At 62.7% G+C, this 15,623-nt stretch carries 10 protein-coding genes; 5 read left to right on the top strand and 5 right to left on the bottom strand.

The genetic code is table 11. The features are described 5' to 3' along the window. Together GVK32_RS03575 and GVK32_RS03570 are read left to right on the top strand one after the other, a co-directional pair. Entirely contained in the window at positions 1 to 1,941 is a 1,941-nt protein-coding gene (locus tag GVK32_RS03575) for an FUSC family protein (protein WP_159865259.1), read from the top strand. Further along, positions 1,938 to 3,404 carry an MdtP family multidrug efflux transporter outer membrane subunit gene (locus tag GVK32_RS03570; protein WP_159865256.1) on the top strand — a complete coding sequence of 489 codons (1,467 nt, stop codon included), beginning with the start codon at positions 1,938 to 1,940 and terminating at the stop codon, positions 3,402 to 3,404. The genes GVK32_RS03575 and GVK32_RS03570 overlap by 4 nt, the downstream gene beginning before the upstream one ends. Positions 3,405 to 3,461: 57 nt before the next feature. Here GVK32_RS03570 and GVK32_RS03565 read toward each other — a convergent pair whose 3' ends face one another. Continuing rightward, on the bottom strand, positions 3,462 to 6,203 hold the full coding sequence (locus GVK32_RS03565; RefSeq protein WP_159865253.1) for a LuxR C-terminal-related transcriptional regulator: 2,742 nt from the start codon (positions 6,201 to 6,203) through the stop codon (positions 3,462 to 3,464). Between the two features lie 267 nt (positions 6,204 to 6,470). Between GVK32_RS03565 and GVK32_RS03560 the strand changes: the two genes are divergently transcribed. The 3 genes from GVK32_RS03560 to GVK32_RS03550 all read left to right on the top strand — a co-directional run bounded on the left by GVK32_RS03560 (position 6,471) and on the right by GVK32_RS03550 (position 9,321). Beyond that, positions 6,471 to 7,250, top strand: a complete 780-nt coding sequence (locus GVK32_RS03560) for an acetoin reductase (RefSeq protein WP_159865250.1) — start codon at positions 6,471 to 6,473, stop codon at positions 7,248 to 7,250. 233 nt (positions 7,251 to 7,483) lie between these two features. Further along, a complete protein-coding gene (locus GVK32_RS03555) occupies positions 7,484 to 8,149 on the top strand; it encodes a TetR/AcrR family transcriptional regulator (protein WP_159865247.1) in 666 nt (221 codons plus the stop codon). Further along, entirely contained in the window at positions 8,146 to 9,321 is a 1,176-nt protein-coding gene (locus GVK32_RS03550) for a TCR/Tet family MFS transporter (protein ID WP_159865244.1), read from the top strand. The genes GVK32_RS03555 and GVK32_RS03550 overlap by 4 nt, the downstream gene beginning before the upstream one ends. Positions 9,322 to 9,396: 75 nt before the next feature. Here GVK32_RS03550 and GVK32_RS03545 read toward each other — a convergent pair whose 3' ends face one another. The 4 genes from GVK32_RS03545 to GVK32_RS03530 all read right to left on the bottom strand — a co-directional run bounded on the left by GVK32_RS03545 (position 9,397) and on the right by GVK32_RS03530 (position 15,621). Continuing rightward, positions 9,397 to 10,950 carry a peptide MFS transporter gene (locus tag GVK32_RS03545; protein ID WP_159865241.1) on the bottom strand — a complete coding sequence of 518 codons (1,554 nt, stop codon included), beginning with the start codon at positions 10,948 to 10,950 and terminating at the stop codon, positions 9,397 to 9,399. Between the two features lie 449 nt (positions 10,951 to 11,399). Further along, positions 11,400 to 12,446, bottom strand: a complete 1,047-nt coding sequence (fbpC, locus tag GVK32_RS03540) for a ferric ABC transporter ATP-binding protein (protein ID WP_159865238.1) — start codon at positions 12,444 to 12,446, stop codon at positions 11,400 to 11,402. Between the two features lie 4 nt (positions 12,447 to 12,450). Then, on the bottom strand, positions 12,451 to 14,529 hold the full coding sequence (locus GVK32_RS03535; RefSeq protein WP_159865235.1) for an iron ABC transporter permease: 2,079 nt from the start codon (positions 14,527 to 14,529) through the stop codon (positions 12,451 to 12,453). Positions 14,530 to 14,589: 60 nt separating this feature from the next. Beyond that, the gene (locus GVK32_RS03530; RefSeq protein WP_159865232.1) at positions 14,590 to 15,621 is read right to left on the bottom strand and encodes an ABC transporter substrate-binding protein; all 1,032 of its coding nucleotides are present in this window, start codon (positions 15,619 to 15,621) and stop codon (positions 14,590 to 14,592) included. Positions 15,622 to 15,623: the final 2 nt, after the last annotated feature.

Raw genomic sequence — 15,623 nt, 5'->3', positions numbered from 1 at the left:
ATGCAGAACCTGTGGTCGTTTCTGAGCCGGGAACTCCGCGATGTGCCGGGTCGGGCCAACTATACCCTGCGCCTGACGCTGAGCTGCGCGGTGCTGATCGTCCTGTTTATGACCCTGCAGATCCCCTTTCTGGCCGTCGCGCTGATCGTGGTGTTTTACGTCAGCCAGCCGAACGTGCTGATGATCAAGCTGGTGAGCGTGGTGTTTTTTATCACCGTCAGCGTGGCGCTGGGCAGCGTGCTGCTGATCATCAAATGGACCTATGATTATCCGCTGATCCGCCTGGTGGCCTCGGTATTCCTGTTTTTCGGCGCGATCTACCTGATGCGGGTGCTGGGCAAGCTGGGGATGGCCTTCTTCGTGGTGGCGCTGGTGGTTATCTACGCGCAAACCTTCCCGTCGATGACCAGCCAGAGCGAGATTCTGGTGCGCCTGCTGCTGTGGCTGTGGGTGGTTATTAATACCGCCATTGTGGTCACCCTGCTGGTTAACGCCTGTTTTCAGCAGGCGTTTCCCGGCTACCAGCTCAAGGCGCGGATCGTCGTCCTGCTGCGCCAGGTTGCGCAGCTCCTCGAGCAGCCGGGGCCGCTGAAAAACCAGCCGACGTTTAAAGAGATCGCCGAAAACTTTGCCCAGCTAAACGCCCTCTATAAGCAGGCTACCCGCTCCAGCCCGGAGATGGCCGCCGACCCGCGGGGGTGGCAATCGCTGATGGCCGCCGCGCTGCACTGCTATCACCTTGCCGCGCTGCTTCAGCCAGGGGATGACCATCCCACCGAGCGCCAGCAGCTCTCCGCCGCGCTCTCGGCGCTGGCGGAGAACCTGCGCGCCGACGCCCTGCCCGCGCGGCCAGAGATCGTCGTCCGGGATAGCGCCAATGGCGTAATTCTCCAGGAGATGGCCGCCACCCTGGGCAAGCTGGCCCGCGGCGAAGCGGTTGCGCTGCCGACCGGGGAAGAGGAAAAGGCCCCGCTGCTGCTGCCCGATGCGTGGACCAATCCGGCCTACCTGCACTTCGCCCTCAAAACGCTGCTGGCGACCCTGCTGTGCTACGTTTTTTATACCGCCGCCGACTGGCAGGGTATCCACACCATTATGCTGAGCTGCGTGATTGTTGCCCAGCCGGGGCTGGGGGCAACCCTGCAGAAAACCTGGCTGCGCATCGGCGGCGCCCTGCTCGCCACCCTGCTGGCGCTGCTGATGATCGTCTACGTTCAGCCGCACACCGAATCCATCGTCGGGCTGCTGGCAATGACCCTCCCGGTGATGGCGCTGTCGGCGTGGATTGCCGCCGGCTCGGAGCGCATCGCCTACGCAGGGATCCAGATAGGCTTTACCTTTTCGCTGGCGTTTCTCAGCTGGTTCGGGCCGCTGACCAATCTCACCGAGCTGCGCGATCGGGTTATCGGCATCCTTCTCGGAGTGCTGGTCTCTTCGATCGTCCACCTCTACCTGTGGCCGGATAGCGAAGCCCTGCCGCTGAAATCGCGCCTCGCGCAGCTCTACCGGCAGATTGCCGGCTACCTGCGCGCCGGGGATGATGAGGTCAGGTTGGTGCCGCTGTTTCACTCCCTGAACGGCGCCGAAACGCTGATGCATCGGGTGGCGGCCGAGCCGCTCAACGCCTGGGCCCATCCGCATCCGGAGGCCAAAACCTGGCCGGTCAAAGCGACCTGGCTCAGGGCCCAGGAGATCGTGCGCTTAAGCGAAGGCTACCAGCTGTACGCCGCGCCGGGGGATGATTTCCTCCAGCGCAGCGCCGCGCAGCTCCAGGCCTACGCCGAGGATATCGAGTGCCAGCAGGCCGCCCCGGAGCCGCCCCGCGGGCTCCATCCGGATCCGCTCAACCCCTTTGGTCCGCCTCTGGCGACACTACTGACGACGTTACCGACGTGGTCGTCCGCACCTTCCGATCTTCCGCGACAGGCAGATAAGTCATGAGAAAAATGGACACCGCAGCACGCTACCTGCGCTACTCACCCCTCGCCTTCGTCCTGCTCGCCGGGTGCGCGCTGATTCAGGATGAGCCCGCGCAGGTCAGGATAGTTAACCCGCAGCAGGCGGAGCTCGCGCAGGTGATTCATCTGGCGAACAGCGGCTGGCCGGCGGCCAGATGGTGGGAAGGCTATGACGATGCCCAGCTCAACATGCTGGTGAACCGCGCCCTGCAGAACTCCCCAACCATGCAGGCCGCCCGGCTGCGCATTTCGCAATCGCAGTCGACGGTAGAGCTGGCGCAGTCGGCAATGGGCGTGCAGGCCACCGCGGTGGCGGCGCAAAACCGCCTGCGGGTGACCAACAAGCAGTTCACCTGGCCCTACTCCTACTCTCTGCCGGTCGATAAAAACGGTCCCTGGTACACCCTGAATACGGTAGGCGTCGGCGCCACGCTGAATATCGATCTCTGGGGCGCCGACCGCGCCCGCGTCGCGGCGGCCATCGGCGAGAAAAACGCGCGCCAGGCGGAAACCGCCGGTATCGAGCTGGATCTCGCCAGCAGCGTGGCGCAGCTGTACTTCGCGATGCAGGCCACCTTCCAGAAAATTGCGCTGCTCAACCAGCTGGAAGAGATTTCCCGCCTGTCGGTGCAGGCGCACGAGCACCGCACCCGCCGGGGCGTGGAGGATAGCGTCGATATCGCCAACGCCCAGGCCGAGCTGCTGGCGGCGCAGCAGCAGACGATTACCGCTAAAGGCACCCTCACCCAGTATCGCGAAACCCTGCGCGCGTTGATCGGCGCCGACGCCCACAGCATGCCGGAGATCCACCCGGTGCCGCTGCCGACGCTGCAGGAGACGCTTCCCGATTCGCTCTCCTTCGAGCTGCTGGCCCGCCGCCCGGACCTGCAGGCGCTGCGCGGCTACGTCACCGCCTCGCTAAGCCAGGTCGATGCGGCAAAGGCGGCGTTCTACCCGCACTTCGATATCAAGGCCTTCTGGGGATATAACGCGCTGAGCGTCGGGGATCTGTTTAAATCATCATTCCAGCAGATCAACCTGCTGCCCGGCCTCTATCTGCCGATCTTTGACGGCGGGCGTCTGAACGCCAATTTGCGTTCGGTGCGCACCGCCAGCAATATCCTGATCAAGCAGTACAACCAGGCCGTCCTCGACGCCGTTCGCGACGTGGCGATAAGCTCCAGCCAGCTCAACGATCTCAACCAGCAGGTGGCGCTCCAGCAGTTGAAGGTGACCGCCGCCATGGCCACCACCCACAGCGCCAGCGCGCACTATCAGCGCGGGCTGCTCAGCTATTATGCCGCCCAGGAAGCGCGTCGGCCGGCCATCGCCCAGCAGCTGATGCTGCTGGATATCCAGGCCCAGCGCCTGAGCACCGACGTTACGCTGATCAAGGCGCTGGGCGGCGACTATCGCAGCCCGCTGGCGGAAGTTAGCGAGAAGTAATACCAGAAGTAATAAAGGCGGGGCGGCGAACGCGGCCCCGCAGAAGTAACCGCGCCCTTAGCTTAGCAGCTGCCACTCGCGCGCCTGGTTGAGCGCCTGAATGCGGCCGCTGACCTGCAGCTTTTCGTACAGTTGCTTGAGGTGCCATTTGACGGTCTCCGCCGAAATCCCCAGCTCCCGCGCCATCCCCTTATTCGAGTAGCCCTCGGCAATCAGGCGCAGGGTTTGCCGCTCCCGCTCGGTTAGGCGTACGTCTGGCGGCGCGGCGCGTCCGGCGCTGAGCGGGATCCCGGCGGCGGCAAACTGCGCCAGCAGCCGGGTCAGGTCGGCGCTGAACTCCGTTCCCGCCGCGCCGCGTTTAGCGATCAGCTGCAGCAACGACGCCAGTGCCGGGCCGCCGTCCAGCAGGCTGCGCAGCAGCTTCTGGCGCATTGCCCGCCGCAGCGCGGGAACGCCAACCGCCACGGCCTGCTCCAGGGCATTCGCCTGCCACAGGGCCCGGACCTGCAGCAGCCGCAGGCGTACGGAGAACAGCCACTCCCCGCAGCGCTCCTGCTCGGCCGCCAGCGTATCGAGCCGCTGCGCCGCCGCCGTCGCTTCCCCTTTCGCCATCAGCACCCGGCAGTGGCTTAGGGCCAGAGAGGCGTGCGCCACGTCGCTTTTGTCCGCGTCGCCGGCCAGCGCCTGCAGCCCGGAGAGCAGCGCTTCGGCGGCGGAGGTGTCGCCGTCCTGCAGCCGCTGGCTGATGCGTTCGGCCAGCAGCGGCGCCTGCGCCCGCAGCCAGCCGCGCTGGACCGCCAGCCCTTCGGCATGCAGCAGTAGAGACTCCGCCTCCTCCGGACGGGCGTCGAGGCGCGCCCGCCTCGCCAGCACGATATAGCAGCGGCTGAAGCCGTCCGGCGGGCAAAAATCATCGATCGTCTCCAGACGCAGCGTCAGCAGCGCGTCAATGCGCTGCGTCTCCCCCTGCTCCCAGGCGATTTCGGCGAGGATCGGCGCCAGCGTCGCGCCGCTGCTGGAGCGGGCGCCGGTCTGCCGTTCCGCAGCCTCCAGCGCCCGGCTGGCCTGACGCTCGGCCTCCGCCAGATTGCCCTGGCGCAGGTAGCCCTGGGCCATGACGAAGGCCCGATACACGCCGACGAACAGGTTGCGGCTGGCCTCACGCGCCCCGGATACCCGCTGCTGCACGTCGAGGGCCTGCTGCGGCCGGGAGTTGGCGAGATGGCAGTAGCTGAGAATGTTGCACACCAGGCCATCGACCCACACGTCGCCGCAGGGCACCTCCCGCAGCAGCGGCTCAACGATGGCAATGCTCTGCGGGATATTTTCGGCAAAAGCTTCGCAAATCGCCCGCACCACCCGCAGCTTGACCCACGAGATGTGGGCTAATGCTTCGCCGCTGGCCGCCGCCAGGGTTTCGAGCGCGTCCAGCAGCTGGCGGGCATCCTGAAAGCGAAAGCGGTGCGCCAGCGCCCAGGCGAGGTTAATCTGCAGATCGATGCGCGAAGGGTCGAGGTCCGCCGGCAGGTAGCGGATCCAACGCACCATCGTGTCGATGTCCCCCTCTTCCGCCAGCGACTGTGCCCCGGCCTCTGCGTGCCCGGCGCCGCCCTTACCGGCGGCGAGGGCGTGGCGGATCGCCTCCGCCCACAGCTGCTGCCCGGCAAACCAGGCGCCTGCGCGCTCGTGCAGCCGGTGAATATCCCCCTCGCCGCCGCGCTGCAGGCGAGAGAGCAGCGCGTCGCGCATCAGCGGATGGTAGCGAAACCACAGCCCGCCCTCGTCGAGGGCGGAAAGAAACAGGTTGCGCTGCGCAATCCATGCCAGCATCGCCTCGCCGTTGGCTTTGCCGGTGACAGCGTCGCACAGCGACGGATGCAGGCGGTTGAGCACCGACGTTTGCAGGAGAAACTCGAGCACCTCGGAGGGCAAGGGGGCAAAAATAACTTCGTCAAGATAGCGGGCAATTGAGCGCGAGCCGGCGTTCAGCCCGCCCGCCGCCGGGTGGGAGTGGGCGGGGCCGCTGGATAAGGTAGCCATTTTCATCCCGGCGACCCAGCCCTCCGTCAGGGCCAGCAGCCGGGGGATCTCCTGCTGGCTAAACCCCGGCGCCAGCGCGGCGGAAAAATAGGCGCTGGCTTCGCCGACGTTAAAGCGCAGCTCACTATCGTCCACCTCCACCAGCTGATCCTGCATCTGCAGCCGGCCGAGCGCGAGAGTCGGCTGGCAGCGGCTGCCGATAATCAGGTGCAGAGCGGCAGGGGCGTGGTTCAGCAGCCAACTGAGCCCGGAGTGGATCGCCGGGTGGGAGATATTCTGGTAGTCGTCAATGATGAGATACAGCGGGTGCGGGCAGCGGTGCAGCTGGTTCACCAGCTCCGCCAGAAACAGCCGGAGATCGGCCGCCGGGCCGTCATCGGCCTGGCGGAGAAAGGCCGGGCTCCACCCTTGCCACAGGGGCGCCAGCGCCGCTTGAAGATAGCGCATAAACAGCGCCGGCGGGCCGTCGTCTTCATCCATGCTCAGCCAGGCCAGGGCGTCCCCCTGCTGCTGGCGATGGTGGTACCACTGGGCCAGCAGGGTCGTTTTGCCAAACCCGGCCGGGGCGTACACCAGCGTCAGCGCGCTGCCGGTGGCGGCGTCCAGGCGCCGCAGCAGACGGTCGCGCAGCTGCAGCGAACCGGGTGAGCGAGGCGGTGTAAAGCGGGTGGCGATAAGCGGCAGCTGGCGCGTAAAGCCCAAAGGCTCTTCGGGAACACATTCACTCAGTGAGTCATCCGTTGCGGGCAAAAATTCCATCGTGCCGTTACCTTTTCAGCCAGTCCATTCCCCGAGTGTACCCAAGGAGAGGCGGTTGAACCAAGGCATCGCTGCGATATCCGAGCGCGCTCCAGCTTTTCATCACTGCGCCCCCCCAGCTGGGGGGTAGGCCACGTTTATCCGCCGCTATAGAGTAGTGCCATTCTCTGCTGCTGATGCTCCTCTGGCCCGCTGCGCCCTTCCCGCACCGGGCCCACAACGCATCGGGCAGCCGTCGTTTATTAATTAGCTCAAGGTGAGTACAGAATGGCTATCGAAAATAAAGTGGCGTTGGTCACCGGCGCGGGTCAGGGCATTGGCCGCGGGATTGCTTTACGTCTGGCTAAAGATGGCGCATCGCTGATGCTCGTCGACGTCAACCCGGAAGGGATTGCCGCCGTCGCCGCTGAGGTTGAGGCCCTGGGCCGCAAGGCGGCCACCTTCGTCGCCAATATCGCCGACCGCGATCAGGTTTACGCCGCGATTGACGAAGCGGAGAAGCAGCTGGGCGGCTTCGATATTATCGTGAACAACGCCGGGATTGCTCAGGTGCAGGCGCTGGCCGACGTGACCCCGGAAGAGGTCGATCGCATCATGCGTATCAACGTCCAGGGCACCCTGTGGGGCATTCAGGCCGCGGCGAAAAAATTCATCGACCGTCAGCAGAAAGGTAAAATCATCAACGCATGCTCCATTGCCGGGCACGATGGATTCGCTCTGCTGGGGATCTACTCCGCCACCAAATTTGCGGTACGCGCGCTGACCCAGGCGGCGGCCAAAGAGTACGCCAGCCGCGGCATCACGGTAAACGCCTACTGTCCGGGGATTGTTGGTACCGGCATGTGGACCGAGATCGACAAGCGTTTCTCCGAGATCACCGGCGCGCCGGTAGGTGAAACCTACAAGAAATACGTGGAGGGCATCGCGCTGGGCCGTGCCGAAACGCCGGACGACGTGGCAAGCCTGGTCTCCTATCTCGCCGGCCCGGACTCTGACTACGTTACCGGTCAGGCGATCCTCATCGACGGCGGCATCGTCTACCGCTAAATCCTGACGCCGGGCCGCGTTCACCGCGCGGTTCGGCTCGCCCTCTCCTTCAGTCCGCACGCCTTTTGCCGTCTTAATTTCCCGCTGAATTTCTGCTTAACCTTTTACTTCATTCGCTTCACTTCACCCGCACGCCCTCCGGTTATGCATCATAGCGCTGGACTTAATTTTATATCGATAATAATATTTTACCCGACATAAAATTATCCACATCGGTACGACGGAGCGAATACGTGAATACCCACCAGCATGCCGAGGGGCTGCGCGAGCAAAAAAAGCGCCTTACGCGCCAGCAGCTCTCCAATACCGCTACCGAACTGTTTATTCAGCACGGTTTTGATAACGTCACCATTGCCGATATTGCCGCCGCGGCCGGCGTCTCGAAAATGACCGTGTTTAACTATTTCCCGCGTAAAGAAGAGCTCTACTTCGATCGCATCGACGAAGTCCACCAGCTGCTGCAGCAGGCGTTCGATCGGCATCCCCAGCGGGCGCCGATCGCGGTGCTGGAAGCGCTGGCCGAGGAGCTGATGAGCCAGCAGCATCCTCTGGTCAGAATGGATCGGCGGGTGGCGGCGTTCTGGCAGGGCGTTGAGGCCAGCCCGTCGCTGCAGTCCTACGCCCTTGAGCAGTTTGCTCTCCTGACCCAGGCGCTGGGCGCCATGCTCGCGTCGCGCCTTCAGCGGCCGGCGTACGATCCGCTGGCGCAGCTGATCGCCAGCATCGTGCTCAACGGCTGGCGCATTGCCTACAGCGACGCGCTGCGCCTGCAGCGGGAGCAGCCCGCCGACGTCGTACGCGAGCGCTTTCTCGCGATCCTCGAGCGCGGCTTTCACGCCGCCCGCGCCGCCGCGCAGGATACCCCCTATGCGTCGCGCCCCGCGTTGAGCCGACCATGAACAGAACCCTGAGCGTCATTTTTATCACCATCTGGCTCGATGCCGTCGGCATCGGGCTGATTTTTCCGCTGCTGCCGCAGCTGCTTAAAGAGGTGGTCCATACCGGCGATATCGCCCCCTACATCGGCATTCTGGCGGCGCTGTACGCCCTGATGCAGTTTATTTTCGCCCCCCTGCTCGGCGCGCTCAGCGATAATTTCGGCCGCCGCCCGATACTGCTGATTTCGCTGGCCGGGGCGGCGATCAACTACCTGCTGATGGCCTTTTCCAGCCATCTTTGGCCGCTGCTGCTCGGGCGGGCCATCGCTGGCCTCACCAGCGCCAACCTTTCGGTGGCGATGGCGTGGCTGACGGACGTGACGCCGGCGGAAAAGCGCGCCGGCCGCTTCGGGCTGTTCAACGCCACCTTCGGCGCGGGGTTTATTATCGGCCCGGTGCTCGGCGGCGTGCTCGGCGATTACGCCCTGCGCCTGCCGTTCATCGTGGCCGCAGTGCTGAACGGCGCGAATTTCCTGCTGGCGCTGCTGGCCCTGAAGGTGTCGCGGCGGCCGGCGAAGCGCAAAATGACGCTCGCCGAGCTCAATCCCCTGCGGCCCATGCGCTGGCTATTCTCAGTCAAAGGGCTGCTCAGCATCGCGCTGGTGTTCTTCTTCTTAAGCGCCACCGGGGAGGTCTACGGCACCTGCTGGACGCTGTGGGGACAGGATATGTTTCACTGGAACGGGCTGTGGGTCGGCCTGTCGCTGGGCGCATTCGGCGTGTGCCAGATGCTGGCGCAGGCCTTTTTGCCCGGCCCGGCAACCCGCCGGCTCGGCGAGCGCGGGGCCATTCTCTGCGGCATCGCCAGCACCAGCGCGGCGCTGATTATCCTGTCGCTGGCCCAGCAGGGTTGGATCGTCTTTGCGGTGATGCCGCTGATCGCCCTCGGCGGGATCGGGATGCCCGCCCTGCAGGCGCTGGCCACCCGCCAGGTCAACGACGACCAGCAGGGGCAGCTGCAGGGGGTGCTGGCCTCCACCGTCAGCCTGGCGTCGATCGTCGCGCCGCTGGCCTTTTCGTCGCTCTATTTCGCCCTCAGGACGTGGTGGCCCGGGGCCATCTGGCTGTCGGTGGTGGTGCTGTACGCCTTTGCCGTGCCGCTCATTTACCGCTGCACGCGGCGGGAGGCGTAAGCCCGTCGGCAGAGTTCGGGCGAAAAAAAACCGGCGCATCGCGCGCCGGTTTACAGGATAACAATGCTTTTACCGTCAGGCGTTAGCCGCCGGCTCCCCGGCGCTTTTGCCGCGGGTATTTTCCAGCATCCGGCGCACGGGAACGATCAGCACGCAGAGTACGGCGGCGCAGATCAGCAGCGCAATCGAGCAGCGGGCGAAGAGATCCGGCAGCATATCCAGCTGGTCGGCCTTGACGTGACCGCCGATCAGGCCGGCGGCCAGGTTACCCAGCGCGCTGGCGCAGAACCACAGCCCCATCATCTGACCGCGCATTCTTTCCGGCGCCAGCAGGGTCATGGTCGCCAGGCCAATCGGGCTTAGGCACAGCTCGCCCAGCGTCAGCATCAGAATACTGCCCACCAGCCACAGCGGCGATACGCCCGCCCCGCCGCTGCTCAGCACGTTCTCAGCGGCCAGCATCATCAGGCCGAAGCCGCCGGCGGCGCAGAGAATACCGATAACGAACTTGGTGATGCTGCTCAGGCGGACGTTTTTACGCGCCATCGCCGGCCATGCCCAGCTGAATACCGGCGCCAGCAGAATGATAAACAGGGCGTTAATCGACTGGAACCATACCGCCGGAATTTCGAAGCTGCCGATGGTGCGGTTGGTGTAGTCGTTGGCGAACAGGTTAAACGACGTCGGCTTCTGCTCGAAGGCCGACCAGAAGAAGGCGGCGGAGACCAGCAGGATAAAGCACACCAGCAGGCGAGCGCGCTCTTTGCGGGTCAGGCCGGCAAAGGCGAACAGATAGATAAAGTACAGCGCCACCGACGCCGCAATGACGTACACCAGGATGCTGGCAACCGCCACGGGGTTAACCACGATAACGCCCTGGGCAATCAGGACAATCACCGCCACAACCCCAACCGCCAGCGCCAGCAGCCAGGCGCCGACGCCGTTTTTCTTCGCCACCGGGCTGTTCCAGGTGGAGTCGAGGCCCACTTCGCTGTCGTAGCGCTTCATGGCCGGAACAGCGAACAGGCGGAAGATAACCAGCGCCACCAGCATCCCGATACCGCCGATGCCAAAGCCCCAGTGCCAACCGTGGGATTTGATAAGCCACCCGGAGATCAGCGGGGCAATAAACGAGCCCATATTGATGCCCATATAGAACAGCGAGAATCCGCCGTCGCGGCGCGCGTCGCCCTTCTTATACAGCGTGCCGACCATCACCGAGATACAGGTCTTAAACAGGCCGGAACCGAGCACGATAAACATCAGCCCGATAAAGAACAGGGTGTCGCCCATCCACGCAGAGAGGGCAATCGACAGATGGCCGAGCGCAATCAGAATCGAGCCGTACCAGACGGCCTTTTGCTGACCCAACCAGTTGTCCGCCAGCCAGCCGCCCGGCAGCGCCGCGAGGTACATGCTGCCGGCGAAGATGCCGACGATTGCCGACGCGTTTTCGCGCGCCAGCCCCATTCCGCCGTCATAGACGGTGGCGGCCATAAACAGGATTAAAAGCGGGCGAATGCCGTAAAAAGAGAATCGCTCCCACATTTCGGTAAAAAACAGCGACCCTAGCGGATAGGGATGACCAAAGAAGGTCCGACTTTCGTTTTTATTAACAGAGGAATGCATAACTTCTCCCAATAAGGTGCGCCGAAGCGCTTGTAATTCGCGGAAAACGCGTTGACCATTTTTTCATTTGGCCAATCATTTACTTAAAATTTAATATTATTTAACCATTTGATAACCGGATGGTGGTTTTGTCTAGCCCCTCACTCAGACTTTTTAGATGAAAAGTCGACAAACGTCTACTTTTATAGATTTTAAGTTGGTTGAGCCAGGAATACTGTTGACATTGCCATCTCGGAAATTAATACAATTTTATTGTTTATAAACATAATGTTAATGAATATCCATTCAGCATAAATGGATAGCCAGCGGCGGTGGGATAGCGTGATTAAAACCGGGATAAATGTAGGGTTGGCAGGGTCTACGGCGGGAAAGGAGGATAAACAGGGATCTTGATTTTGCGCCGTCGTCGAACGGCAGCGGCCCCCTGCGGCTAAGCAGGGCGCCGACTCCTATGCGGCATCCTGTAACATAAACATCCCGTAGGGATGAATCTGCAGGTAGTAGCTCTCCCCGACGTCGGGCTGCAGACGGGTGGCGTTGATTTGCAGCAAAATCTGCTGGCCGTGCCACTCAACGATCGCCTCGTACTGCGGCCCCATATAGGCCACGTGGCGGATGACGCAGCGCTGGCTCTCGAGCCCCTGCTGGCTGAGGGTAATCGCCTCCGGGCGGACGCCAACGGTGCCGCTTCCGCTGGCGGTAAAGTGCGGCGGGCGCGGCAGACGGTAGCCGTGGATCTCCACGCTCTCGGCGCTGAAGCTGGCCGGGAACAGGTTCGCGTCGCCCATAAAGCTGGCCATAAAGCGCGAAGCCGGCTGACGGTAGAGATCCTGCGGCGAGCCAATCTGCATGATGCTGCCTTTGTTCATCACCAGCACCGTATCGGAGACCGCAAAGGCCTCGCTCTGATCGTGGGTGACGTACAGCGAGGTAATATTGAACTGTTTTTGCAGCTCGCGGATCTTCTCCCGCATGCTGCGGCGCAGGTTGGCGTCAAGGTTGCTCAGCGGCTCGTCAAACAGCAGCACCTTCGGCTTGAGGATTAGCGCCCTGGCCAGCGCCACGCGCTGTTGCTGGCCGCCGGAGATCTGATCGACAAAGCGATCCTCGTAGCCCTCCAGGTCGACCATCGCCAGCGCCTCTTTCACCCGCGCTTTTGTCTCGCTGCGCGATACGCCGAGCATCTTCAGACCATAGCCGACGTTCTCCCCCAGCGACATATGAGGGAACAGCGCGTAGGACTGGAACACCATGCAGATATCGCGCTGCTGGATAGAGCGGTGGGTGACGTCTTCGCCATCGATAAAAATCTGCCCGCTGGTGGGCTTTTCCAGCCCAGCCACCAGCCGCAGCACCGTGGTTTTCCCGCAGCCGGACGGGCCGAGCAGCGTCACCATCTGCCCCTGCGGAATGGCAAGGTTAATGGTTTCGATAACGGTGTTATCGCCAAAGCGCTTGCCGACGTTGCGCAGCTCAACGAAATGTTTTTGAGTCATAGAATTACGCCTGATTTTTGGCTTTTGAGCGGGAGATTCGCGCCTCGCCGATCAGCCAGTCAAAGAGGAAAATAATCGCCAGCATCACGACTATCAGAATGGAGCCGTAGGCGATCGCCACGCCGTATTCACCGTCTTCTACCCGGTTGAGAATGTAGGCCGTTGCCACCCGGGTATCCGGCGTGACGAGGAAGACAATCGCGCTGACGGTGGTAATGGCGCGCACAAAGCTGTAAATCAGCGCCGACAAAATAGCCGGGCGCAGCAGCGGCAGCAGGATATGGGTAATGGTGCGTAGGCTCCCGGCGCGCAGGCTCAGCGAGGCCTCATCCAGCGATTTATCGATCTGGCCGAGGCCGGCAATGCCCGCGCGAATGCCGACCGGCACGTTGCGCATCACCATCGACATAATCACAATCGCCGCCGTGCCGGTGAGATAAACCGGCGCGCTGTTGAAGGCCAGAATGTACGACACCCCCGCCACGGTGCCGGGAACCGCGAAGCACAGCATGGTAGTAAACTCAATGGTCTTTTTGCCCCTGAACTGCTGGCGCACCACGACCCAGGCGATCAGCAGGCCGAAGCCGGCGGTGATCGGCGCCGCAATCCCGGCGTACAGCAGGGTATCGAGCAGCGAAGGCCACGCGCCGTCGCTCATCCCCTGGCCAAACAGCTTAATAAAGTTATCCAACGTCAGGGTGTAGTCCACGCCCCAGTTGGCGGTGAAGCTGCCGTAGAAAATGCTGCCGTAAAGCAGGGCGTTAAACGCAATCCAGATCGCCAGCAGGGCCACCACGCCCCGCACCAGCATCGCCGGCAGCGGCTGCACGTCGCCGCGGTAGGACTTACCGGAAACGGTCACGTAGGAGCGCTTGCCAATCCACATATACTGCACGCAGAACACCAGCAGCGAGAACAGCAGCAGGAACGCGCCGAGGGTACTGGCGGCCTGATAATCCAGCTGCGAGCCGGTAATGTAGAAGTAGATCTGTGTCGCCAGTACGTCGAAGTTGCCGCCCAGCACCAGCGGATTACTGAAGTCGGCCAGCGACTGCACGATAACGATCAGGAAGGCGTTCGCCAGCGCCGGCTTGAGCAGCGGGACGAATACGCCGTTAAAGGTTTGCCAGCGGCTGGCGCGCAGGGTATACGACGCCTCCTCCAGCGAGGGATGGATGGTCTTGATGGCGCCGTCGAGGATCATAAACGCCATCGGGGTAAAGGCCAGCACCTGCGCCAGCCAGATGCCGGTAAAGCCGTACAGCCAGTTGGTGTTGGTCAGCCCGAACCAGGTCGCCATAAATTCGGTCACGTAGCCGGAGCGCCCCATCATCAGCGTGACGCCAAGCCCCACCACGAACGGCGGCGTGACGATCGGCAGAATCGAGAAAATGCGCCCGATGATGGCGCTGCGCTTCGCGATGCGGGTGGTGTAAATCGCCAGCACCAGGCCGAAGAAGGTGCAGCCGATCCCGACGGCAATCGACAGCAGGATCGAGTTGATAATGACCTGCACGATATGCGCCTGGGAGAGGACGCTGAGGAACGCCAGCGGCGCGAACTCCCCGGCGGCGTTGGTGAACATCGGGATAAAAATGGCGATGCTCGGCCAGACGATAAAAATGCCGATCAGCGCGATGATGGTAATCAGCGAGCCAATGACAAAGCGGTCGCCGCCCAGCCACTCGAGGCGCGTCAGCGCCAGGGTCATGATGGCGCCCAGCGCCACGAACAGCACGATGGCGGCGTAGCCTAAGCCCCGGCCCTCGACGGTAGCGCTGATGACGATAAAGGCCATGCACAGCAGCGCCCAGCCGGCGTCAAAATAGTGGCGGGCCCGCTGCTCGCGGCGCGCTTCGCTCAGCGGGCGAACCAGCAGCAGGCTCGGCAGCAGGTACCACAGCCAGCTAACGTTGACCTGCGACCAGCCGTAGGCGGCGAGGATCTCGTCGCGCGTCGACTCCAGCAGGCCGTAATCCAGGCTCCAGCCCGGCAGCAGGGCAAACGCCAGCCAGCCGAGTAAAACCCACAGGAATACCGCATCCCGTTTTTTCGCGGGATGAAGAGCTAATGTGTGTGACATAAGTTTTCCGGGTGCTGTTGGCCCGACGGGGACGCCGGGCGATAACCACTTGTCGCGGGCTTATTTACCCATCTTCACGTCGGCAACCCATTTGTTAATGAGCGCTTTGCGGACTTCCGTTGAGCCATACTTATCCATGTCATAGCTGATAAGCTTGAGGTCATCGAGCTTCAGCGAGTTTGGCGAGGTCTCCGCCGTGGTGTTGGTGAGGATTTGATAGGATTTTCCCTTCTTCCACGCCAGCTCCTGGGCATCCTTCGACAGCACCCAGTCAACGAACAGCTTCGCGTTATCCGCGTTGCGCGCGCCCTGCAGAATGCTGACGCCGCCAATCTCATAGCCGGTACCCTCGCACGGGGAGATCAGCTCCAGCGGCGCGCCCTGCTCTTTTTCCAGCGAGTAGTCGTGAAGGAAGCCGATGCCGATCGCCGTTTCGCCGCGGGCGGCGTTACGCGCCGGGGCAATGCCGGATTTGGTGTACTGGGAAACGTTGGCGTTGAGCTGTTTCAGATAATCAAACGCCTGATCTTCCCCCCACAGCTGGACGAAGGTCGCCAGCGCGGTGTAGGCGGTGCCCGAGCTCTGCGGATCGGCAATCTGGATCTCGCCTTTGTATTCCGCTTTGGTCAGATCCTTCCAGCATTTCGGCACCGGCAGATTCTTCTCTTTCAGCCGCTGCGTGTTGACGCCAAAGCCGAGGATCCCGACGTAAACCGCCGAGGAGAGGTTGCCCTTCACCTTCGCCGGATCGCGGAATTTCTCCATGATCTGCTCGAGGTTCGGTGATTTATACGGCTGCAGCAGCCCCATTTCGCCGGCCTGCGACTGCGGATCGAGGGTGCCGCCGTACCAGACGTCGGCCTGCGGGTTTTTCTTCTCCGCGTCCACCTTCGCCAGGGTACTGCCGGAGCCGTTGCGGATAAACGAGGTTTTAACGTCGTACTTGTCGCCGAACGCTTTGGTTTCGGCTTCGCACATTTCGTTGGTGGCGCTGCAGTAGACCACCAAACGACCTTTAGCCTGCGCCGCGCCGGTGAGGGCGGCGAGCGCGAGACCGGAAGCAATGAGGGTAGAGAGAAGCGTTGTTTTCATTA

The organism is Klebsiella sp. 18074 (assembly GCF_902705905.1).
Classification (GTDB): Bacteria; Pseudomonadota; Gammaproteobacteria; order Enterobacterales; family Enterobacteriaceae; genus Klebsiella; species Klebsiella terrigena.
This window is presented reverse-complemented; position numbering and strand designations above follow the sequence as displayed.